General features: G+C 67.2%; 20 protein-coding genes. 13 read left to right on the forward strand and 7 right to left on the reverse strand.

The features are described 5' to 3' along the window. The 10 genes from ACK5F2_RS09245 to ACK5F2_RS09290 form a co-directional block, all read left to right on the forward strand. On the forward strand, nucleotides 1–362 hold a 362-nt coding region (locus tag ACK5F2_RS09245), incomplete at its 5' end, for a 2Fe-2S iron-sulfur cluster-binding protein (RefSeq protein WP_409864252.1). A gap of 8 nt (nucleotides 363–370) precedes the next feature. Then, complete coding sequence (locus ACK5F2_RS09250; RefSeq protein WP_409864253.1) at nucleotides 371–1,492, forward strand: fatty acid desaturase family protein; 1,122 nt, start codon at nucleotides 371–373, stop codon at nucleotides 1,490–1,492. A 133-nt stretch (nucleotides 1,493–1,625) separates the two neighbouring features. Further along, entirely contained in the window at nucleotides 1,626–3,722 is a 2,097-nt protein-coding gene (locus tag ACK5F2_RS09255) for a sodium:solute symporter family protein (protein ID WP_409864254.1), read from the forward strand. A gap of 177 nt (nucleotides 3,723–3,899) precedes the next feature. Beyond that, nucleotides 3,900–4,256, forward strand: a complete 357-nt coding sequence (gene rpsF / locus ACK5F2_RS09260) for a 30S ribosomal protein S6 (RefSeq protein ID WP_133602539.1) — start codon at nucleotides 3,900–3,902, stop codon at nucleotides 4,254–4,256. Between the two features lie 48 nt (nucleotides 4,257–4,304). Further along, entirely contained in the window at nucleotides 4,305–4,613 is a 309-nt protein-coding gene (locus ACK5F2_RS09265) for a primosomal replication protein N (protein WP_409864255.1), read from the forward strand. A gap of 16 nt (nucleotides 4,614–4,629) precedes the next feature. Beyond that, the gene (rpsR, locus tag ACK5F2_RS09270) at nucleotides 4,630–4,920 is read left to right on the forward strand and encodes a 30S ribosomal protein S18 (protein ID WP_133602541.1); all 291 of its coding nucleotides are present in this window, start codon (nucleotides 4,630–4,632) and stop codon (nucleotides 4,918–4,920) included. Between the two features lie 13 nt (nucleotides 4,921–4,933). Then, the gene (rplI, locus tag ACK5F2_RS09275; protein ID WP_409864256.1) at nucleotides 4,934–5,386 is read left to right on the forward strand and encodes a 50S ribosomal protein L9; all 453 of its coding nucleotides are present in this window, start codon (nucleotides 4,934–4,936) and stop codon (nucleotides 5,384–5,386) included. A 171-nt stretch (nucleotides 5,387–5,557) separates the two neighbouring features. Next, complete coding sequence (gene dnaB / locus ACK5F2_RS09280; RefSeq protein WP_409864257.1) at nucleotides 5,558–6,988, forward strand: replicative DNA helicase; 1,431 nt, start codon at nucleotides 5,558–5,560, stop codon at nucleotides 6,986–6,988. 7 nt (nucleotides 6,989–6,995) lie between these two features. Beyond that, the gene (locus ACK5F2_RS09285; protein ID WP_409864258.1) at nucleotides 6,996–8,960 is read left to right on the forward strand and encodes a 3'-5' exonuclease; all 1,965 of its coding nucleotides are present in this window, start codon (nucleotides 6,996–6,998) and stop codon (nucleotides 8,958–8,960) included. 71 nt (nucleotides 8,961–9,031) lie between these two features. Next, nucleotides 9,032–10,261, forward strand: coding sequence for a PA0069 family radical SAM protein (locus ACK5F2_RS09290; protein WP_409864259.1), 1,230 nt, complete (start codon nucleotides 9,032–9,034; stop codon nucleotides 10,259–10,261). A 16-nt stretch (nucleotides 10,262–10,277) separates the two neighbouring features. Here the strand turns inward: ACK5F2_RS09290 and ACK5F2_RS09295 are convergent, their stop codons facing one another. The 7 genes from ACK5F2_RS09295 to ACK5F2_RS09325 form a co-directional block, all read right to left on the reverse strand. Continuing rightward, entirely contained in the window at nucleotides 10,278–11,945 is a 1,668-nt protein-coding gene (locus ACK5F2_RS09295) for a phosphoethanolamine transferase (protein ID WP_409864260.1), read from the reverse strand. A 101-nt stretch (nucleotides 11,946–12,046) separates the two neighbouring features. Continuing rightward, on the reverse strand, nucleotides 12,047–13,195 hold the full coding sequence (gene dnaJ, locus ACK5F2_RS09300; RefSeq protein ID WP_409864261.1) for a molecular chaperone DnaJ: 1,149 nt from the start codon (nucleotides 13,193–13,195) through the stop codon (nucleotides 12,047–12,049). A gap of 84 nt (nucleotides 13,196–13,279) precedes the next feature. Further along, a complete protein-coding gene (gene dnaK, locus ACK5F2_RS09305; RefSeq protein WP_409864262.1) occupies nucleotides 13,280–15,235 on the reverse strand; it encodes a molecular chaperone DnaK in 1,956 nt (651 codons plus the stop codon). An 85-nt stretch (nucleotides 15,236–15,320) separates the two neighbouring features. After that, nucleotides 15,321–15,845 (reverse strand): nucleotide exchange factor GrpE, encoded by a 525-nt coding sequence (gene grpE / locus ACK5F2_RS09310; RefSeq protein WP_409864263.1) that lies wholly within the window; start codon nucleotides 15,843–15,845, stop codon nucleotides 15,321–15,323. Nucleotides 15,846–15,963: 118 nt separating this feature from the next. Beyond that, complete coding sequence (locus tag ACK5F2_RS09315; RefSeq protein ID WP_409864265.1) at nucleotides 15,964–16,425, reverse strand: RNA-binding S4 domain-containing protein; 462 nt, start codon at nucleotides 16,423–16,425, stop codon at nucleotides 15,964–15,966. Between the two features lie 12 nt (nucleotides 16,426–16,437). After that, complete coding sequence (locus tag ACK5F2_RS09320; RefSeq protein WP_409864266.1) at nucleotides 16,438–17,853, reverse strand: sensor histidine kinase; 1,416 nt, start codon at nucleotides 17,851–17,853, stop codon at nucleotides 16,438–16,440. Next, nucleotides 17,850–18,536 carry a response regulator transcription factor gene (locus ACK5F2_RS09325; RefSeq protein WP_409864267.1) on the reverse strand — a complete coding sequence of 229 codons (687 nt, stop codon included), beginning with the start codon at nucleotides 18,534–18,536 and terminating at the stop codon, nucleotides 17,850–17,852. The genes ACK5F2_RS09320 and ACK5F2_RS09325 overlap by 4 nt, the downstream gene beginning before the upstream one ends. A 104-nt stretch (nucleotides 18,537–18,640) precedes the next feature. Here ACK5F2_RS09325 and ACK5F2_RS09330 point away from each other — a divergent pair, with 104 nt between their 5' ends. The 3 genes from ACK5F2_RS09330 (at nucleotide 18,641) to ACK5F2_RS09340 (ending at nucleotide 21,794) form a co-directional block, all read left to right on the forward strand. Then, complete coding sequence (locus ACK5F2_RS09330) at nucleotides 18,641–19,600, forward strand: Bug family tripartite tricarboxylate transporter substrate binding protein (protein WP_409864268.1); 960 nt, start codon at nucleotides 18,641–18,643, stop codon at nucleotides 19,598–19,600. 124 nt (nucleotides 19,601–19,724) lie between these two features. Further along, complete coding sequence (locus ACK5F2_RS09335; RefSeq protein ID WP_133602553.1) at nucleotides 19,725–20,243, forward strand: tripartite tricarboxylate transporter TctB family protein; 519 nt, start codon at nucleotides 19,725–19,727, stop codon at nucleotides 20,241–20,243. A gap of 63 nt (nucleotides 20,244–20,306) precedes the next feature. Beyond that, a complete protein-coding gene (locus tag ACK5F2_RS09340) occupies nucleotides 20,307–21,794 on the forward strand; it encodes a tripartite tricarboxylate transporter permease (RefSeq protein ID WP_409864269.1) in 1,488 nt (495 codons plus the stop codon). Nucleotides 21,795–21,869 lie beyond the last annotated feature (75 nt).

The raw sequence follows: 21,869 nt of genomic DNA on the forward strand, positions 1-21,869 counted from the left end.
CGGGCGGCTTTGCGGCCCAGGCGCGCGAACTGCTCGCGGGCCAGGCGGCCAGCTTCAAGGCCGAGGCCTTCACGCCCGCCGTGCCCTTGAACACCGACAGCAAGCATCAGGTGCAGGTGGAACTGCGCCGCTCCGGCCGCACGCTGGAGGTGGCCTCGGGCATGTCCCTGCTGGCCGCCCTGGAAGCCCAAGGTCTGCGCCCGCAATCGGGTTGCCGCATGGGCATCTGCCACAGCTGCGTCTGCACCAAGCACGAAGGCCAGGTGCAGAACCTTCATACCGGCGAGCGCGAGGCCGAGCCCGGCAGCCAGCTGCGTCTATGCGTCAGCCGTGCCTGCGGCGATCTCAGTCTGGATCTTTGAGAACAAGCATGAACAAGTCCCTGACCCGTCAACTCTCCAACGAGGAGCTGGAGAAGTTCGGCGCCGAGATCGAGGCCCTGCGCGCCAAGACCGTGGCCGATCTGGGCGCGCGCGATGCGCGCTACATCCGCAATATCTACAAGCTGGTGCGCTGGAGCGAGCTGGCCGGTCGCGCCCTGCTGATGATCGGCGCCTTCCTGCCCACGCCCTGGCTGATCGGCTTCTGGATCCTGGGCACGCTGAGCCTGGCGCTGTCCAAGATCGTGGACAACATGGAGCTGGGCCACAACGTCATCCACGGCCAGTATGACTGGATGGGCGACCCGCACTTCAAGGGCAAGCAGTTCGAGTGGGACATCGTGGCCACCAGCGAGAACTGGCGCAAGACCCACAACTTCCGTCACCACACCTACACCAATATCCACGGCCTGGATGACGATATCGGCTACGGTGTGCTGCGCCTCTTCCCCGAGCAGCGCTGGACGCCCGCGGCCCTGCTGCAGCCGCTCTACGCCCTGATCTTCGCCCTGATGTTCCAGTGGGGCGTGGCCATCCAGGACCTGCGTCTGGGCCAGCTCTTCGGCAAGCGCCGCAAGGCCGCCCGCGCTGAGCTGCGCCGCGCCGGGGTGCCGGTGCTCAAGAAGGTGAGCCGTCAGCTGCTCAAGGACTATCTGCTCTTTCCCCTGCTGGCCGGCCCGGGCTTTCTGGTCGTGTTCACCGGCAATCTGGTGGCCAACGGCCTGCGCAATCTCTGGACCTACACCATCATCTTCTGCGGCCACTTCACCACCGAGGTGGAGACCTTCCCCAAGGGCGTGCTGAAGAACGAGACCCGGGCCCACTGGTACTGGCGCCAGATCCGCGGTTCCTCCAATATTTCGGGCGGCTTTGTGCTCAATACCTTGTCGGGCAATCTGAGCCATCAGATCGAGCACCATCTCTTCCCCGATGTGCCAGCCAACCGCTATGTGGAGATGGCCCCCGTGGTGAGGGACATCTGCAAGCGCTACGGCGTGAACTACAACACGGGCTCCTTGCCGGTGCAGTTCGGCCAGGTGGTCTGGCGCATCCTGCGCCATGCACTGCCCAGCCGCCCGCGTGCCAGCCAGTTGGCCAGTGCCCGCGGCTGAGTTTGCGCTGAGACTGCGCTGACTAGGGCAGGGCGTGCAGCGCCCAGCTCCGTGCGGTCTCCGGGTTCCCGCTAGGGCCTCAGCGCCAGCTCTCGCCGCATGATGGCGGTTTGCCCAAGAAAGCCAGCCGCGCGTGTCATCCCCTCCGGTCCGTGCGGGGTCTAGCGCGACCCCGGCACTCAAGCGTCGCCTCAACCGCATTTACCTCTGGTACAGCCTCGGGTTTGCCGGTTTTGCGCTGCTGCTTGCTGTGGCCGAGCGGCTGGGCCTGTCCAAGAGTTGGATAGGCTTTTGCTTCCTCTTTGCCACGGTGGTGGTTTACGCCGGCATCGGTGTGCTGAGCCGCACGACCGATCCCGACGAGTACTACGTGGCGGGCCGGCGTGTGCCAGCCCTCTACAACGGCATGGCCACCAGCGCCGACTGGATGAGCGCGGCCAGCTTCATCGGCATGGCCGGAACGCTTTACCTCTCCGGCTATGGCGGTCTGGCCTTTGTGCTGGGTTGGACGGGGGGCTTTTGCTTGGTGGCGCTGTGCCTGGCCCCCTACCTCAGGCGCTTTGGCAAGTACACGGTGCCCGATTTTCTCGGGGACCGCTACGCCAGCAATGCCGTACGCCTGATCGCCGCCATGGCCGCCATTGCCGTCTCCTTCATCTATGTGGTGGCCCAGATCTACGGTGTCGGGCTGATCACGGCGCGTCTGTCGGGGTTGACCTTCGAGATCGGGGTCTTCGTGGGCCTGGGTGGGGTGCTGGTCTGTTCCTTCCTGGGCGGCATGCGGGCCGTGACCTGGACCCAGGTGGGGCAGTACATCATTTTGATCGTGGCCTATCTGGTGCCGGTGGTCTGGCTATCGATCAAGCAGACGGGCTCGCCCCTGCCTCAGGCGGTGTACGGCTACCAGTTGCAGCAGATCAGCGAGCGCGAGCAGCAGCTGCGACAGGATCCGGCCGAGCTGCAGGTGATCGCGGTGCTGGAGCAGCGCATTCAGCAATTGCGGCAGCAGCTGCAGGATGTGCCCGCGGCACTGGCCAGCGAGCGCCAGCAGAACCTGGCCCGGGTCGCCCGGCTCAAGGCCGAGGATGCACCGCTGGCTGAGATCCAGGCCGCGGAGAAGCGGCTGAGCGCTCTGCCGCGTACCCCGGCCGAGGCGCGTGAACTGTGGCAGCGTCAGTTGCTCGCCTATGAGGCGCGCGCCAAGCCGCTGGGGGGGATGGCCCCGCACGCCCAGGCATTCGCGGGTGATCCGCAGGGCGATGCGGCCGCACAGCAAGCCTTCGAAGAGTCCCGCCGCAATTTTCTGGCCCTGGTCTTCTGCCTCGTGGTGGGCACGGCCGGCCTGCCGCATATCCTGAATCGCAGCTTCACCACGCCCACGGTTCGCGAGGCGCGGGAGTCGGTGGGTTGGTCCCTGCTCTTCATCAGCTTGCTCTACATCACCGCGCCGGCCCTGGCTGTCATGGTCAAGTTCGAGGTCTTCGATGGGCTGGTGGGGACCCCGTTTGACCAATTGCCGACCTGGATCGCTCAGTGGGCCAAGGTCGACCCGGCCCTGCTATCCGTGAGCGACCTCAACCGCGACGGCATTCTGCAACTCGGTGAGATGCAGATCGGGGGCGATATCGTCATGCTGGTCACGCCTGAGCTGGCGGGGCTGCCCTATGTGGTGTCGGCCATGGTGGCCGCGGGTGGCCTGGCGGCGGCATTGTCCACGGCCGACGGGCTGCTGCTGACCATCTCCAGCGCCCTGGCGCATGATGTGTATCACCGTGTGATCAATCCTCGGGCCAGTGCGCCCAAGCGCGTTATGGCCTCCAAGGCCATCCTGCTGCTGACGGCCTTGGCCGCAGCCGCGGTGGCGGCGCAGAAGCCCGCCGACATCCTGTTGCTGGTGGCGGCCGCTTTCTCCCTGGCAGGGTCTGCCTTTGTGCCGGTGCTGCTGCTGGGCGTATTCTGGCGGCGGGCCAATGCCTGGGGGGCCATTGCCGGCATGCTGCTGGGCCTGGGGGTGACGGCCTACTACATGGTCGGAGCCCATCCCGGCCTTCGAGCGAGCCTGGGGCTGCAAGGTCCGGCGCAACTCTGGTGGGGGATTCAGCCGATCTCGGCCGGCGTGTTTGGCGTACCAGCCGGGCTGCTGGCCGCCGTCTTGGTCAGCCTGCTGACGCCCAGGCAGCCCGCCAGCGAAGCTCAGGCGCTGGATCTGCGGCGCCCGCCGCGGCTCTAGGCGGTAAACCGGGCTTGCTTGCCCTAAGCCAGGGGCGTGCGCTACAATCGCGGGCTTTCCCTTGCCGTACCCATGTCTTTGACGCCTTGGGGCGGCTTCCTCGGGGCCTAGGCCTGCGGACGATGCTGTCAAGCATCGCCCGGTGGGTCGAGGAACCGGAATCCACAAGGAGTGTCTATGCGTCACTACGAGATCGTTCTGCTGATCCATCCGGATCAAAGCGAACAAGTTCCGGCCATGCTGGAGCGTTACAAGGGCCTGATCACCGCCGGCGGTGGTGCTGTGCACCGCGTCGAGGACTGGGGTCGCCGTCAACTGGCCTACCTGATCCAGAAGCTGGCCAAGGCCCACTACCTGTGCCTGAACATCGAGTGCAGCAAGGAAGTGCTGGCTGAGCTCGAAACCGGCTTCCGCTTCAACGACGCCGTCCTGCGCCACCTGACCGTGGTCAAGGACAAGGCCGAGACCACGCCTTCCGTGATGATGAAGGCTGTGGAGCGCGAAGAGGCCCGCAAGGCGCCTCAGGAAGCCTGATAAAGAGCTGGTGTTGTTGTCATTGCCCAAGCGGTGAATCAGCTTGTATTGCAAGCGCAGCTGCTTGAGCTGGGACTGATCAGATACACGCCGGCCGGCCAGGCGGCCCTGGACTTCAGCTTGAAGCATGAGTCCCAGGTCACCGAAGCCGGACGTCCTCGCCGGGTCTCCCTGGAGATCAAGAGCGTGGCCATAGGCAGTGAACTCTGCAAGCGCGTTCAGGCGCTGGGGGTCGGTGGACATGCCCTGTTCGAGGGCTTCATCGCCGCCATGCGCAACGGTCGTGGAACCATCTTCCATGTCACCGAACTGACGCCCGGTTCCGCAGCAACATCGTCCGTCGCTAATCCGGATTGAATTAAAGAGGTCTACTATGCCCCCCGCACGTGGTAAGGGTCGCTTCTCCAAGGACAAGAAGCCCAAGCGCAACCAACAATCGCTGCTGTTCCGCCGCAAGCGTTTCTGCCGTTTCACCGTCGCTGGTGTTGAATCCATCGACTACAAGGACGTGGACACCCTGCGCGACTTCGTCGGCGAAAACGGCAAGATCACGCCCGCTCGTCTGACCGGCACCCGCGCTTTCTACCAGCGCCAGCTGACCGTGGCCATCAAGCGTGCTCGCTTCCTGGCCATGCTGCCCTACAGCGATCAGCACAAGGTCTGAGGAGTAAGCCAACATGCAAATCATCCTCCTCGAAAAAGTTGCCAACCTGGGCAACCTGGGTGACGTCGTCAAGGTCAAGGACGGCTACGCACGCAACTTCCTGATCCCGACCAAGCAGGCGCGTCGCGCCACCGAAGCCGCGATCAAGGAATTCGAAGCCAAGCGCGCCGAACTGGAAAAGATCGCCGCCGAGAAGCTGGCCGCCGCCCAGGCTCTGGGTGAAGGCCTGGCAGGCAAGACCGTGCGCATCAGCCAGAAGGCTGGCGTGGACGGCCGCCTGTTCGGTTCGGTGACCAACGCCGACATCGCCGAAGCCATCAGCAAGCTGGGCTTCGCCGTGGCCAAGTCGCAGATCCGTCTGCCCCTGGGCCCGCTGAAGGCCGTGGGCGAGTTCTCCGTGAACGTCGCTCCGCACACCGATGTGGTGGTTGAAGTGACGGTGCAAGTCGTCGCCGACGCCGAGTAAGCACATCCCCTATGGCGTTGTGGCCTCCGTGCTGCAACGATCAGAGAAGCCGATGACTGATCCAGTCGTCGGCTTTTTGTCTTCTGGGGCGACAGTTATCCCGCTGTAACCCCAGGTCGTGAACATCTTCTCCACAGCCTTGTTCACAGGGCTGTGGATATCGTGCCCGCCATGTCCGCGATCTTTTCTGCACCCGGTTCCTCTCCCAATCCCGGCTCGGACGACGAAGTCGCCCGCCTGCGTGTACCGCCACATTCGGTCGAAGCCGAGCAAAGCGTGCTGGGCGGCCTGCTGATCGACAACAGCGCCTGGGACCGTGCGGGTGATTTGCTGCAGGAGACGGACTTCTACCGCTTCGAGCACAAGCAGATCTTTGCCGCCATCGGCAAGCTGATCAACGGCGGCAAGCCGGCCGATGTGGTGACGGTATTCGAGGAGCTGAGCTCGCTGGGCAAGGCGGCCGATTGCGGCGGACTGGCCTATCTGAATGCCCTGGCCCAGAGCGTGCCCAGCGCAGCCAATCTGCGCCGCTACGCGGAAATCGTGCGCGAGCGCGCTGTGCTGCGCAAGCTGGTCACCGCCAGTGACGAGATCGCCAGCGCGGCGATGAACCCGCAGGGTCGGCCGGTGAAGGACATCGTTGATGAGGCGGAGGGCAAGATCTTCCGCATCAATGAGGAAGGCAGCAAGGGCGGGCAGGGCTTCCACAGCATGGACAAGCTGGTGGTTGATCTGATCGACCGTGTCAACGAACTGGCGGAGAACGGTGCCGAGGACGTCACCGGCGTGCGCACCGGCTTCTACGATCTGGACAAGCAGACCGCGGGTCTGCAGCCGGGTGATCTGATCATCCTGGCCGCCCGTCCCTCCATGGGCAAGACTGCCTTCGTAGTCAATATCGGCGAGAACGTGGCCATCAACGAGGGACTGCCGGTCGTCATCTACTCGATGGAAATGGGCGCCTCCCAGCTGGCGCTGCGGATGGTCGGCTCGGTCGGCCGCATTGACCAGAGCCGGCTGCGCCTGGGGCGTCTGGAGAACGATGAATGGGGCCGGCTGACCGAGGCCGTCGACAAGCTTGGCAAGGCGCCGATCTACATCGACGAAAGCCCGGGTCTGAGCCCCTCCGAGGTGCGCTCGCGCGCACGCCGCCAGGCTCGCATCAGCGGCCAGCTCGGTCTGATCATCATCGACTACCTGCAGCTGATGAGCGGTAACGGCGGCAGCAGCGAGGAGAACCGCGCGACCGTCGTGGGCGAGATCTCGCGGGGCCTGAAGGCCCTGGCCAAGGAACTCAAGTGCCCCGTGATCGCGCTCTCCCAGCTCAACCGCTCGGTGGAAACGCGCCCCGACAAGCGCCCCATGATGTCCGACCTGCGCGAATCCGGCGCCATTGAGCAGGATGCGGACATCATCATGTTCATCTACCGCGACGAGTACTACACCAAGGACCAGTGCCAGGAGCCGGGCGTGGCCGAGATCATCATCGCCAAGCAGCGTAACGGTCCGGTGGGCACGGTGAAGCTGGCCTTCCAGCGCATGCACACCAAGTTCGAGAACCTCGCCCCCGGCTACACCGGCCCGGCCGGCGCCGACTACTGAGCCGGCGGTGTCCGAGCCGATCTTCGTCCCGGCCGGCATCACGCCCAGCGCCGAGCAGCTGGTCATCCAGACGGCGCGGGCGCGCCATCTGCTGATCGAGGCCAATGCCGGCGCGGCCAAGACCACCACCCTGGCCCTGCGCATGGCCCAGGCCTTGCAGCGCGGCGCCGTGCCGCACATGCTGCTGGCACTCACCTACACCGAACCCGCGGTCCAGGCCCTGCAGGCCCAGCTGCGCCTGATCGGCGTGCCGCAGCCGCTGCTGCGCGAGCTGCGCATCCAGACCTTCGAGCAGTTCGCGGTCGACTGCCTGGCCGAGCTCGAAGGCCCCGGCATGCTGCAGCTGCGCCAGGAGGAGGAGCTGCGGCCCTATGTGCTGGAGGCCATTGCCCAGGCCCAGCTGCGGCCCCAGGAGCGCCACCGCGAGGAGCTGGCCGTGGGCGGCGCCTCCGAGGCCCTGATCGAGGGCTTGCTCAAATCCTTCGCCGTGCTCAAGGGGCGGCTGCTGCTGGAGCGCGAGCCCCTGGAGCAGGCGCTCAGCCCGGCCCTGGCCGAGGAGCTGGGCAGCGACTACTTCAGCCTGCGCGTCTTCGGCGCCTACGAGATGCTGCGCCGGGGCGAAGAGACGGAGCGCCCCCTGTTCCGCTTCACGGGTGACGCGGTCTACGACCTGGCCCGCCTGCTGCTGGATCAGGACCTGGCGGAGGAGGGCGGTGTGCTGGCGCAAGGCCTGGCCCTGATCGTGGTGGACGAGATGCACGACACCCATCGCGCCATGTTCACCCTGCTCCAGGGCCTGCTGGCGCGCAACCGCCGCGCGGCCTTTGTGGGCGTGGGCGACCGTGACCAGGTCATCCACGGCCAGGCCGGCGCCGAGGCCGGCTTCATGGGCACGATTTTCGAGCAGGAGATCGGCCCGGCCCTGCGCCTGCCGCTGAGCGCCAGCCACCGCTTCGGTCCGGGCCTGGCCCAGGCCGCCGGCCGCCTGGCGCGCAAGCCCTATGCGGCCGTGGCCGGCCGCGAGACCGAGATCCGGTGCCTGCCGGCCGAGAATGCGCGCGTGCAGGCCCGGCTGCTGGCCGTGGCGGCGCGCGAGCATCTGCAGCAGCAGGCGCATCAGGAACTGCGCATCCTGCTGCGCCGGCCGGCCCAGTCCCTGCTGATCGAGCGCGAGCTGCTCAAGCTGGGCGTGCCCTATCAGCTGCAGGGCTTGCCCCCCTTCCTGCGCCGCCGCGAGATCCTGCTGCTGCGCGGCCTGCACGCCTATGCGCGTGGTGTTTATGCCGGTTTCGAGCGGGACGCCGGCTTGCGCCGCGACACCCTGGCGGCTCTGCTGCTCTTTGCCGGCGCCCAGGTGCAGAGCGATGCGCTGCACGGCCTGGACGCGCACCGCGCCCAGCGCCAGGCCTTGGAGGCCGCCGCGGCCCATCCCGGCGGCATGCAGGAGTTCATCGAGGGTCAGGTCTTGCGCAATGCCTCGGGCCTGGCGCGGCCGCGTCTGGAGGCTTGCCTGGCCCTGCTGCGCGGCGGTGATCTGCCCGTCTGGGCCCGGGGCCTGATGGGCGCCCTGGAACCCGAGCGCCTGGCCGGCGCGGTGCTGGTGCGGCGCGAGGACATCCGCCAGGTACGCGATCACCTGGAGCAGCTGCTGCAACTGGCCCTGGGCGAAGACCAGGACCTGGACGGCTTCTTTGCCCTGCTGCACAGCCTGGAGCGGGCCCAGACACCGCGGGCGCCGGGCGGTGCGGCACGCGTGAGCCTGTCCACCATCGAAGCGGCCAAGGGCCTGGAGTTCGACCATGTGCTGCTGCCCCATCTCTCGCGTGGCGAGTTCGTGGGCGAGGGCTCGGCGGACGAGACCCGCAATCTGCTCTATGTGGCCCTGACCCGCGCGCGCCAGCGCCTGAGCCTGGCCTTCAACCCCCAGGCGCCCTCGCGCTACCTGATCGACGCGGGTCTGATCGAAGGCTAGGGCGCCTGATGGCCGAAGGGGCGGCGCGCTTTCCCTTGGAATGCTTGGAAAATACTGTATAAATAAACAGTATGCTCAAGCCGCCCATTCGCATCCATCCGCTGGCCGTCCGCGCCTCGCCGTCCGCCGAGGTGCATGAGGCGCTTGAGGCACATGAGGCGGACGGTTGTGCGCCCGAGCCTCTGGGCCGCCTGCCGCATCCCGAGGCGCTCAAGGGCCGGGGCAGCGCCTGGCAGCTGGCGCATCGCTTCGAGAGCCGCGAACGCGAGCATTTCGACGATGGCTGGGGCTCGCTAGACCAGGCCGCTCAGCAAGAGACCCTGCCGCCCGAGACCCGGATCATCGAGGAGCAGGCCCGCAGCATCCTCTCCAGCAACCAGTCGCCCGACATCAGCTTCGACCGCTCCATCAATCCCTACCGGGGTTGCGAGCATGGCTGCATCTACTGCTTTGCCCGGCCCACCCACCGCTATCTGCACCTCTCGCCGGGCCTTGACTTCGAGACCCGCATCATCGCCAAGTTGAACGCCGCCGACTGCCTGCGCGCCGAGCTGGCGCGACCCGGTTACCAGCCCCGCTCCCTGGTGATCGGCACGGCCACCGATGCCTACCAGCCGGTGGAGCGCCGCCTGGGCCTGACGCGCGCCGTGATCGAGGTGCTGGCGGAGTGCCAGCATCCCTTCTCGGTGGTCACCAAGTCGGCAGGCATCGAGCGCGATCTGGACCTGATCGCACCCATGGCGGCACGCGGCCTGGTCTCCATCTATATCTCCATCACCACGCTGGACCCGCAGCTGGCCCGCCTTCTTGAGCCGCGGGCCGCCGCGCCGCACCGGCGCCTTCGCGCCCTGCGCAGCCTGGCGGAGGCGGGGGTGCCGGTGGGCGTGAGCGTCTCGCCCCTGATTCCCTTTCTGAACGAGCCGGAGCTGGAGCGGGTGCTGGAGGCCGCGGCCGAGGCGGGCGCGCGCAGCGCCTTCAGCATTCCGCTGCGCCTGCCCTGGGAGGTGAATCCGCTCTTCCAGGACTGGCTGCAGCAGCACTACCCCGAGCGTGCGGCACGGGTGATGGCGCGGCTGCGCGAGATGCGTGGCGGGCGCGACAACGACGCGCGCTTCGGCAGCCGCATGAGAGGCGAGGGCCTGTGGGCCGAGCTGATGCAGCAGCGCTTGCGCAAGGCCTGCGCCCGCCTGGGGCTGTCGCAGCAGCGGCGTGTGCAGCAGCTCGGCCTGTTCCGCCCCCCGGCGCGTCCGGTGGCGGCAGCCAGGCCGGCGCCCCCCGCGGCCCAGGGCGAGCTGTTCTAGAACTGGGTCGTTCTGCTCAAGCGCGGCAGGGCTGGAGCAGGTCCCAGTCGGGGCGGTAGAGCTTGCTGCTCACGCGGCTGTAGCCCAGCACGGTGTGTGAGAGCACATCGTGCGAGACCGGCAGGTCCAGCCGGGCCTTCAGGCAGTCCACTCTCAGCCCCTGGGCGCGCTGGGTGCTGTCGGGCATCCAGAGAATCAGCGGGACATGAGTCTGCTCGCGCGGTGCCACGGCATAGGGCATGCCATGCAGATAGAGCTTGTTCTCGCCCAGCGATTCGCCATGGTCCGACACATAGAGCAGGGCGGCTTGGTAGCTCTTCTCCTGGGTGCGCAGCCAGCCGATGGCGCCGGCCAGCACGCGGTCGGTGTAGGCGATGGAGTTGTCGTAGCTGTTGCGCAGCGCCTCCCGCTCGCATTGCTGCAGGGCGCTGTTTTCGCACTCGGGCAGGAAGGGCTTGGCGTTCTTGGGCGAGCGCTTGTAGTAGGCCGGGCCGTGGCTGCCCATCTGGTGCAGCACCAGGACCACGCCACGCGCGCGCCGTGCGGGGTCGAGGGCGGCCAGCCGCTCGTCCAGGCCGGCCAGCAGGATCTCGTCCAGACATTCGCCGTCGCTGCTGCATAGCGCGTCTGCTGGCGGGCGCATATCGGCCGCCTGCGCATGGGGGATGCGGTCGCACAGGCCCTTGCAGCCGGACTGGTTGTCCAGCCAGAGCACGGCCAGGCCGGCTCGCTGCAACATGTCCAGCAGGTTTTCCTGGGGCTGCTTGCCGCTGTCCAGATGGGCCTCGCGCCCCAGGGGCGAGAACATGCAGGGCAGGGAGGCTGCAGTGCTGCTGCCGCAGGCAGTGACCTGCTTGAAACTCAGCGCACCTTCCTGGGCCAGGCGCGGCGTGGTTTCGCGCTCATAACCATTGACCGAGAAATTGGCCGCCCTGGCGGTTTCGCCCACCACCAGCAAGAGCAGGCGCGGCCTGTCCGATCCCGGCGCTGGGGCCTGCGCATCCTCACCCAGGGGACGCAAGACCGCCAGGGTCGCCGCCGCACTGCTGCCGTGCAGGCCCTGGACCATCGCGTACACCGCATTGAGCGGATTGATCATGTAGCGCAAGCTCTTGTGGTTGCGCATGGTGGAGGCGAAGTCCGCAAAGCTGCCCAGAGTGGCGCCCAGCGCCAGCAGCAGACCCACCCCAAAGCTCAGGAGGTTCCAGCCGCCCCGGCGCCACCAGCGCTCGGCCTGATGGAGGGGCTGGCGCAGCAGATAGAGCAGGGGCAGCAGGCCCAGCCCGAGCAGGCTGAACAGCAGGCCCGGTGTCAGCAGGTCCCGCACCTCGCGGGCATCGGTCTGCAGCACATTGCGCAGCATCTCGGCATCCATCACGATGCCGTAGCTGCCGCTGAAGTAGGCCAGGGCTGCTGCCGTGGGCATGAGCAGCAGCAAGGCGGGCTTGAGCAGGTGCCGCCAGGCCAGCAGGCTGAGCAAGGCGCCCAGCGAACTGACCACGATGACCATGAAGGCCAGCAGGAACAGACGCCCTCGCGCCGTAGCCAGTTCGGGCAGGGCGTAGAGCCGCTGCCACAGGGGCCAGTTGCACAGCAGGCCCATCCAGAGGGCCGCCCACCAGGCAAGCAGCAGGGGCGAGCGCGTGACGGGCTGGGTGATGCGGGAGGGAGTCCGGGCGGGCATGAGGGAGCAGAAAAGCAACAAAGGCCAGGGATTCTTGATCCCCGGCCTTTGTGTTTTCTTAAGCCATCGCGAGGCGCTGCTCGCCCGCTCGGCCCGTCGCCTTACTTGAACAGGTCCTTGACCCGGTCGGTCCAGCTCTTGGCATTGGGCGAGTGCTTGTCGCCCCCGTCACGGAAGCTCTTGTCCAGTTCCTTGAGCAGCTTGCGCTGGTGCTCGGTGAGCTTGACCGGCGTCTCCACGCTGATGTGGCAGTACAGGTCACCGGGGTAGCTGGAGCGCACGCCCTTGATGCCCTTGCCGCGCAGGCGGAAGGTCTTGCCGTGCTGGGTGCCCTCGGGCAGCTCGATCTCGGCCTTGCCGCCCAGGGTGGGCACCTCGATCGTGCCGCCCAGGGCGGCCGTGGTCATGCCCACCGGCATGGTGCAGTGCAGATCGTCGCCGTCGCGCTCGAAAATCTCGTGCTGCTTGAGGCGGATCTCGATATAGAGGTCGCCCGGCGGCCCGCCATTGACGCCCGGCTCGCCATTGCCGGCCGAGCGGATGCGCATGCCCTCGTTGATGCCGGCGGGGATCTTGACCTCCAGGGTCTTGGTCTTCTTCACCTTGCCCTGGCCGTTGCAGGCGGTGCAGGGGTCGGGAATGATCTTGCCGCTGCCATGGCAGTGCGGGCAGGTCTGCTGCACGGAGAAGAAGCCCTGGCGCATATGCACCGTGCCCGAGCCGCCGCAGGAGCCGCAGGTCTTGGCGCTGGTGCCCGGCTTGGCGCCGCTGCCCTTGCAGGTGTCGCAGCCCTCCCAGCTGGGACTGCGGATCTGGGTTTCCTTGCCGCGGGCGGCCTCTTCCAGCGTGATCTCCATCGCGTAGCTGAGGTCGCTGCCGCGGTAGACCTGCTGGCCGCCGCCACGCCGGCCGCCGCCGCCCTGGCCACCGAAGATATCGCCAAAGATGTCGCCAAAGGCCTCGGCGAAGCCGCCAAAGCCCTCGGGGCCGCCGCGGAAGCCCGCGCCGCCCGCATTCGGGTCCACGCCGGCGTGGCCGTACTGATCGTAGGCCGCGCGCTTTTGCGCGTCGGTGAGCATCTCGTAGGCCTCTTTGGCCTCCTTGAACTTCTCTTCAGCCGCCTGCGCCCCCTCGCCCTGGTTGCGGTCGTGGTGGTACTTCATGGCCAGCTTGCGGTAGGCCTTCTTGATCTCGTCCTCGGAGGCCGTCTTGGCGACGCCGAGGACCTCGTAGTAGTCACGCTTTGCCATGGATATTCCTGGACAGAAGAAGCAATGAAGCCGCGCGGCCTGGTGGGGGCTCGGCGCGGCTCGGGGCGGTGAGCCCGGGAAGGATTACTTGCTGTCCTTTACTTCCTTGAATTCGGCATCCACCACATTGTCGTCGGCCGGCTTGGTGCTGCCGGCGGCAGCCTGGGGCTGCTCGGCGGCGCCAGCAGCGGCGGCACCGGCCGCGGCTTGAGCAGCCTGGCTCTCGGCGTACATCTTCTCGCCGAGCTTCTGGCTGGCGGTCATCAGGGCTTCGGTCTTGGCTTCGATCGTGGCCTTGTCCTCACCCTTGATGGCCTCTTCCAGATCCTTGATCGCGGCCTCGATCTTGTCCTTCTCGCCAGCGTCCAGCTTGTCGCCGTGCTCGCTCAGGGACTTGCGCACCGAGTGCACCATGCCATCGGCCTGGTTCTTGGCCTGGACCAGCTCGACCTTCTTCTTGTCCTCGGCGGCATTGGCCTCGGCGTCCTTCACCATCTTCTCGATCTCGGCTTCCGACAGGCCCGAGTTCGCCTTGATGGTGATCTTGTTTTCCTTGCCCGTGCCCTTGTCCTTGGCGCTGACGTGCAGGATGCCGTTGGCGTCGATGTCGAAGGTCACCTCGATCTGGGGCAGACCACGCGGTGCGGGCGGGATGCCTTCCAGATTGAACTCGCCCAGGCTCTTGTTGGCCTGCGCCATCTCGCGCTCGCCCTGGTAGACCTTGATGGTCACGGCCGGCTGGTTGTCGTCGGCGGTGGAGAAGGTCTGGCTGAACTTGGTCGGGATGGTCGTGTTCTTCTTGATCATCTTCGTCATCACGCCGCCCAGGGTCTCGATGCCCAGGGACAGCGGGGTGACGTCCAGCAGCAGCACGTCCTTGCGCTCGCCGCCCAGGACCTGGCCCTGGATGGCGGCACCGACGGCCACGGCCTCGTCGGGGTTCACGTCCTTGCGCGGATCCTTGCCGAAGAACTCCTTGACCTTGTCCTGCACCTTGGGCATGCGGGTCATGCCGCCGACCAGGATCACGTCATCGATCTCGCTGACCTTGACGCCCGCGTCCTTGATGGCGGTGCGGCAGGGCTCGATGGTGCGCTCGATCAGCTCCTCCACCAGCGACTCCAGCTTGGCGCGGGTCAGCTTGATGTTCAGGTGCTTGGGGCCCGAGGCGTCGGCCGTGATGTAGGGCAGGTTGACGTCGGTCTGCGAGCTGTTGGAGAGCTCGATCTTGGCCTTCTCGGCGGCTTCCTTCAGGCGCTGCAGGGCCAGCACGTCCTTGGTCAGATCAACGCCTTGCTCCTTCTTGAACTCGGCAATGATGTAGTCAATGATGCGCTGGTCGAAGTCTTCGCCGCCCAGGAAGGTGTCGCCGTTGGTGGACAGCACTTCGAACTGCATCTCGCCATCGACATCGGCGATCTCGATGATGGAGATGTCGAAGGTGCCGCCGCCCAGGTCATACACGGCGATCTTGCGGTCACCCTTGCCATGCTTGTCCAGGCCGAAGGCCAGGGCCGCAGCGGTGGGCTCGTTGATGATGCGCTTGACGTCCAGACCGGCGATGCGGCCGGCGTCCTTGGTGGCCTGACGCTGGGCGTCATTGAAGTAGGCCGGCACCGTGATCACGGCCTCGGTCACTTCCTCGCCAAGGTAGTCCTCGGCGGTCTTCTTCATCTTGCGCAGCACCTCGGCGCTGACCTGCGGGGGCGCCAGCTTCTTGCCGCGCACCTCGATCCAGGCGTCGCCGTTGTCGGCGGCGGCGATGGTGTAGGGCATCAGGTCGATGTCCTTCTGCACTTCCTTCTCGGAGAACTTGCGGCCGATCAGGCGCTTGGAGGCGTAGACCGTGTTCTTGGGGTTGGTGACGGCCTGGCGCTTGGCCGAGGCGCCGACCAGGATCTCGCCGTCTTCCTGATACGCAATGATGGACGGCGTGGTGCGCGCACCTTCCGCGTTCTCGATGACGCGGGTGGTGTTGCCTTCCATCACGGCCACGCACGAATTCGTGGTGCCCAGGTCAATACCGATGATCTTTCCCATGTGTGACTCCTGAAATTCCGAAGCTTGTTGCTTGTTTTCGATGTGTGGATAAGTCGCCGCGTTTCAAGGGGCGGCGAGCTGTGAATTACTTGGGTGCGGCCACCGTGACCAGGGCGGGGCGCAGCACGCGCTCGGCGATCAGATAGCCTTTTTGCAGCACCGCGACCACGGTGTTGGCTTCCTGATCGGCGGGCACCATGGAGATGGCCTGGTGCTGGTGCGGGTCGAACTTGGTGCCGGCGGCCGGATTGATCTGGACCACCTTGTTGCGCTCCAGGGCGGAGGCCAGCTGGCGGTGGGTGGCGTGCACGCCTTCCAGCACGGTCTCGACCTTGGCGTCCGGGGTGGCGATGGCGGCTTCCATGCTGTCCATCACCGGCAGCATGGCCTCGGCAAAGCCCTCCACGGCGAACTTGCGGGCCTTGGCCACGTCCTCGTCGGCGCGACGGCGGATGTTCTCGGACTCCGCCTTGGCGCGCAGATAGGCATCCGACATCTCGGCCAGACGCGACTCCAGTTCGGCGATCTTGGCCTCGGGAGCCAGGGTTTCGGCCGGCGACGCCTCGGCCGCGGCGGCTTCTTGCGGGGTGGGGGTGTGGTCTGTTGTCATGATGCTTAGAAAGGCAATCGCGCCCAGGTGGGCGCGATATCCTGGAATTCAAGGGGGGGATTCTCGCCGCTTTCTGCGGAAAAACCCCTAGCCGTTCGCGGGCGGGGCTTGGGACGGTTCAGGCCTCATCGGCGCTGACGGTCCAGCGCTGCCACTCGGCCAGTCGCCTGCGGTCCTGCTTGGTCGGGCGGCCCTGGCGGTTCTCGGCAATGCCCAGGGCCGGCTCGGGCGCCAGGCGGCGGGCCTCGGCCGCACGCTCACGCGCGGCCAGGCTCTCGGCCGTCTCCTGGTAGAGGGCCTGGGCGACGGGCGCCGGGCCGCGCACCTGGGACAGGCCCAGCACCAGCACCTCGCGCTCCACCACGCCCTGACGCAGGCGCAGCCGGTCGCCGGCGCGCACATCGCGCGAGGGCTTGGCCGCCTGCTCGTTCACCAGCACCCGGCCGCGGCCGATTTCTTCCACCGCCAGGGCCCGGGTTTTGTAGAAGCGCGCGGCCCAGAGCCATTTGTCCAGGCGCATGCCACCGGTGCTCTTGTCCTGGGCCGCCGCTGTCTTGGGGGGCTGCTGCTTGCTGCTCATCGGGGCTGAATTCTAGGCTGCGAGGCGCGCCAGGGGCAGGCGCACCCGCGCGTCCAGCCCCGGGCCCTCGCCATGGTTGTCCAGTTCGATGCTGCCACCCAGGGACGCCACGATGCCGTGGCAGATGGCCAGGCCCAGGCCCGAGCCACCACCCGGATGGCCCGCGGCAAAGGGCAGGAAGAGGCGATCGCGCTGTTCGGGCGTGAGCCCGGGGCCCGAGTCGCGCACGGTGAGCACGGCCATCTGGGCCTCGGCCCGCAGCCAGATGCGCAGGCGCTGATCGGTGTGCTGGATGGCGTTGTGGATGAGGTTGCGGGTCAGCTCGCGCAGGGCCCATTCGTGGCTGCGTATGGGCGCACTCTGGGTCTCGATGTCGAAGTCCAGCTGGGCCTCGGCGATCAGGGGGGCCAGATCCAGGGCCACGGCGCGGGTGATCTCGGCCCAGTCCTGCACAGGCAGGACCTGCGCCGCACTGACATCGGCCTGCTGGCGCAGCTGTTCCACCTTGGCCAGGGCCAGCATCTGGTTGGCCACCTGGGTGGCGCGGGACACCGTCACCTCAATCTCGGCCAGGGCCTGCATGGGATCCACATCGCCCTGGCGAGCTCCCTGTACCTGGACCTTGAGAACCGCCAGCGGCGTCTTGAGCTGGTGCGAGGCATCGCGCACCAAGCGCTTCTGATGCTCCAGCAGCTCGGACAGCCGGCCCACCATCTGGTTCGTCGCCTCGACCAGGGGCTGCCATTCCCTGGGCGCGTCCGGCGCCACGACGGGCGACAGATCGCCCTCGGCGCGCTCGCGCAGCTGGGCCGAGAGCCGTCGCACCGGCCCGGTGGCGCGCTGCACCACCACCACCACCACGATCACGATCACGATCACCAGGCCGGCCTGGCGCCACAGCGTCTCGACCAGGATCTGGCGCGCCAGGGTGTGGCGCAGGTCCAGGGTCTCGGCCACCTGGATGGTGGCCATGCCCTGGCCGGCCTCATCGGCCACGGGCTGTAGCAGCACGGCCATGCGCACGGGCTCGCCTTTGTACACCTCGTCGTAAAAGGTCACCAGGGCCGCATAGGGGTTCTTGATGGGCAACTGGCCCTGCCAGCCGGGCAGGTCGGCGAAACCCGACACCATCTCGCCCTCGAAGCCGCTGACCTTGTAGAAGATGCGGCTGCGGTTGTCTGCCTCGAAGGGTTCCAGGGCCGAGTACAGCACCGTGGAGTACAGGACCGCGCGACCGCCTTCATTGCGAACATCGAGCTGCTCGCCGATGGACTTGGCCGAGGCCAGCAGGGTGCGGTCATAGGCGGTGTCTGCGGCTTTCAGGGCCTGCTGGTAAAGGCTCCAGGTGTTGAAGGCAATCAGCAAGGTCACGGGCAGCAGGATGCCCAGGGTCAGCTGCCAGCGCAGCGAGCCGGTACGCCGCTTCACCCCTGGGCCTTCAGCAGATAGCCCAGGCCGCGCAGTGTGACCAGCTGGGCGCCGGTGTGGGCGATGCGCTTGCGCAGGCGGTAGGCCACCACCTCGATGGCCTCCAGCTGCACGTCCAGCTCGCCGGCAAAGACGAGCTCGAACAGGCGCTCCTTGGCGATGGCGTGGCCGGGGCGGGCCAGCAGGGCGCGCAGCAGGGCGGCCTCGCGCGGCGTCAACTCCAGCACCTCGTCTCCATGGTAGACCGCCCCGCTGTCGGGGTCGTGGCGCATGCCGCAGAAGCTCGGTGCGGGCGTTGCGGGCGCCGCGGAAGGGGGCTTGGTTCCAGCGCGGCGGCCCAGTGCCTGGATGCGCGCAAACAGCTCGTCCAGATCGAAGGGTTTGGGCAGATAGTCGTCGGCACCCACATTCAGGCCCAGGATGCGGTCGCCCACGGTGCCCCGCGCCGTCAGGATCAGCACCGGCGTGCGCAGGCCGGCGGCGCGGCCGCGCGCCAGCACATCCAGGCCATCCATGCCGGGCAGGGAGAGGTCCAGCAGCACCACGTCCGCCTGACTCGTGGGCCACAGCGCCAGGGCGTCCGGGCCGTCGGCCACGGCCTGCACCCGCAGACCGCGACGCTCCAGGCTGCGTGTGAGGCTCAGCCGCATTGCGGGGTCGTCTTCCACCAGAAGCAGATTCATGGGGCGGGAGCCTAGCATTTTCCCTAGGCCCGCCGGACAGCCGACTGACAGCCTGCTGCGCGACGATTCCGGCTGTTCCCATTACTACAACGGAGACATCTGCCATGCGTCGTGACGAATTCCTGAAATCCCTGGCCGCCTTGGCCGCGGTTGGTGCTCTGCCCCTGAACGCCCAGGCTGCGGCCAATCTGAAGATGATGATTCCGGCCAACCCCGGCGGTGGCTGGGACACCACGGGCCGCGCCCTGGGCAAGGCCTTGCAGGACGCCGGTCTGGCCGCCTCAGTCAGCTACGAGAACAAGGGCGGTGCGGCCGGTGCCATCGGCCTAGCCCAATTCGTCAACGCCAGCAAGGGCGACCCGAATGCCCTGATGGTGATGGGCGCCGTGATGCTGGGCGGCATCATCACCGGCAAGCCGCCGGTGGACCTGAAGACCGCCACGCCGATTGCCCGTCTGACCAGCGAATACAACGTCTTCGTGCTGCCGGCCAGCTCGCCGCTCAAGACCATGAAGGACGTGGTCGAGCAGATGAAGAAGGACCCGGCCAGCGTCAAGTGGGGCGGCGGCTCGCGCGGCTCCACCGAGCACATTGCCGCGGCCATGCTGGCGCGCGAAGCGGGCCTGGATGCGTCCAAGATCAACTACGTGCCCTTCCGCGGGGGTGGTGAGGCGACCGCGGCCATTCTGGGTGGCAATGTGACCGTGGGCGGCAGCGGCTACAGCGAGTTCCAGCAGTACATCGAGAGCGGCAAGATGCGTCCCATCGCCGTGACCTCGCCCACGCGCCTGAAGGGCCTCAACATCCCCACGCTCAAGGAGCTGGGCTACAACGTGGAAATCGGCAACTGGCGCGGTGTCTACGCCGCCCCCGGCATCGCCCCGGAGGCCCAGAAGGCCCTGGTGGACATGATCACCGCCGTGTTCCGCAACAAGAGCTGGGTGGATGCGCTGGAGAAGAACGGCTGGACGCCGGCCCTGCTCACGGGCAAGGCCTTCCACGACTTCGTGGATCAGGAATTCGCCATGCTGCGTGCCGTGATGGTCAAGGCCGGCATGATCTGAGCGTCATCGGGCGGAGGCTCGCTCCGCCCGACCTGTGCCTGAGATTCCGAGGCCCGCCCGCGTGGCGGGCCTCTGAGTTTGGGCCGCTCCCTCACACATATACACATCGAATCCGGAGACGCCCATGAGCGAGTCCTCCCGTCCTGCTCCACAGCTCTACCAAGGCCTGGTGGGCGCGGGCACCCTGCTGATCGGCTTTGTGATGGCGCTGGGTGCCATGGCCATTCCTGCGGAAGTGGGCTATGCGGGCGTGGGTCCCAATGCCTTGCCCTGGCTGGTGGCGGCGGCCCTGATGGCCTGCGGCATCTGGCTGGTGCGCGAGGCCCTGTCTGGTGGTTTCCGGAACATGGAAACGCCCTCTGGCGCCGAGGGCGCCGACTGGCGCTCTGCCGCCTGGGTGGTGGCCGGTGTGGTGGCCAATGCGGCCCTGATCACGCAGATAGGTTTCGTGCTGTCCTGCACGCTGTGCTACGTGCTGGCGGTGCGCGGGCTGCGCCTGTCCGAGGGGCGTGCTGGGGGCGGTGCGCGTCAGCTGGCGCTGGACGCGGCCACCGGCACCTTGATCGCGGCGCCGGTCTTCTGGCTGTTCAGCAAGCTGCTGGCCATCAATCTGCCCGCTCTGGTACCGGGGGGCTGGATCTGATCCCGGCCCGATTCGACCAAGCCTTGCCCCCAGCCCGCCGCGATCGCGGCACGGAGCCTTCTCATGACTGAACTCTGGACACAGCTGCTCGGCGGATTTGCCACCGCCGGCACGCCCATCAACCTGCTTTGGGCCTTTGTCGGCTGCGCGCTGGGCACGGCCATCGGCGTGCTGCCGGGCCTGGGCCCGGCCGTGACGGTGGCCATGTTGCTGCCCATCACCTCCCAGGTGGAGCCCACGGCTTCCATGATCTTCTTCGCCGGCATCTACTACGGCGCGATGTATGGGGGCTCCACCACCTCCATCCTGCTCAACACCCCTGGTGAGACCGGCACCATGGTGACGGCGCTGGAGGGCTTCAAGATGGCCAAGAGCGGCCGCGCCGGCGCAGCCCTGGCCACGGCGGCCATTGGCTCCTTTGTCGCGGGCAGCATCGCCACCGTGCTGGTGACCCTGTTTGCGCCCGTGCTGGCCGACTTTGCCGTGACCCTGGGCCCGCCGGAGTATTTCTGCCTGATGCTGCTGGCCTTCACGACGGTCAGTGCGGTGCTGGGGCAGAGCACGCTGCGCGGCATGACCTCGCTCTTCGTGGGCCTGGCCATGGGCCTGGTGGGCATGGACCAGATCACGGCCACGGTGCGCTACACCGCCGGCATCCCGGAGTTCATGGATGGCATCGAGGTGGTGCTGGTGGCCGTGGGTCTGTTCGCGGTGGGAGAGGTGCTTTACAACGCGCTGTACGAGGGGCGCAGCCGGCAGGATCTCAACAAGATGTCGCGGGTGCATATGAACCGCGCCGAGTGGCGCCGCTCGGTGCCGGCCTGGCTGCGAGGCACGGTCATCGGCTTTCCCTTCGGCACCATTCCCGCGGGCGGCTCGGAGATCCCGACCTTTCTGAGCTATGCCACGGAGCGCAAGCTCTCCAAGCACAAGGAGGAGTTCGGCACCACCGGCGCCATCGAGGGCGTGGCCGGCCCCGAGGCCGCCAACAATTCGGCGGTCACCGGGACCCTGGTGCCCCTGCTGACCCTGGGCATTCCCACCTCGGTCACGGCCGCCATCCTGCTCTCGGCCCTGCAGAACTATGGCATCCAGGCCGGCCCCCAGCTGTTCCAGACCTCGTCGACCCTGGTCTGGGCCCTGATTGCCTCGCTCTACATCGGCAATGTGATGCTGCTGGTGCTGAACCTGCCCCTGGTGGGCCTGTGGGTCAAGCTGCTCAAGATCCCCAAGGCGCCGCTGTACGCGGGCATCCTGATCTTTGCCACCGTCGGCGTGTACGGCATGCGGCAGAGCGCCTTTGATCTCTACCTGATGCTGGCCATCGGTCTGCTGGGGGTGGTGATGCGGCGCTTCGACTTCCCCACCGCGCCCGTGGTGGTGGGCATGATCCTGGGCCCCCTGGCCGAGGCCCATATGCGCAATGCGGTGGCGATCGGCGGCGGTCAGTGGAGCGTGTTCTGGGAGCGTCCCATCTCCCTGGGGCTGCTGGTGGTGGTGGCCATGATCCTGGTGCTGCCCCGCGTGCTGAAGTGGCGCCGCCGGGCCTGAGTACCGGAGCCGCCAGCCCGTTTCCACAAGGCCGCCCTCGGGCGGCCTTGTTGCTTTCGCGGCGGGCGGCCCGCT

The sequence above is a fragment of the Roseateles sp. genome (assembly GCF_046300915.1).
Lineage (GTDB): Bacteria > Pseudomonadota > Gammaproteobacteria > Burkholderiales > Burkholderiaceae_C > Kinneretia.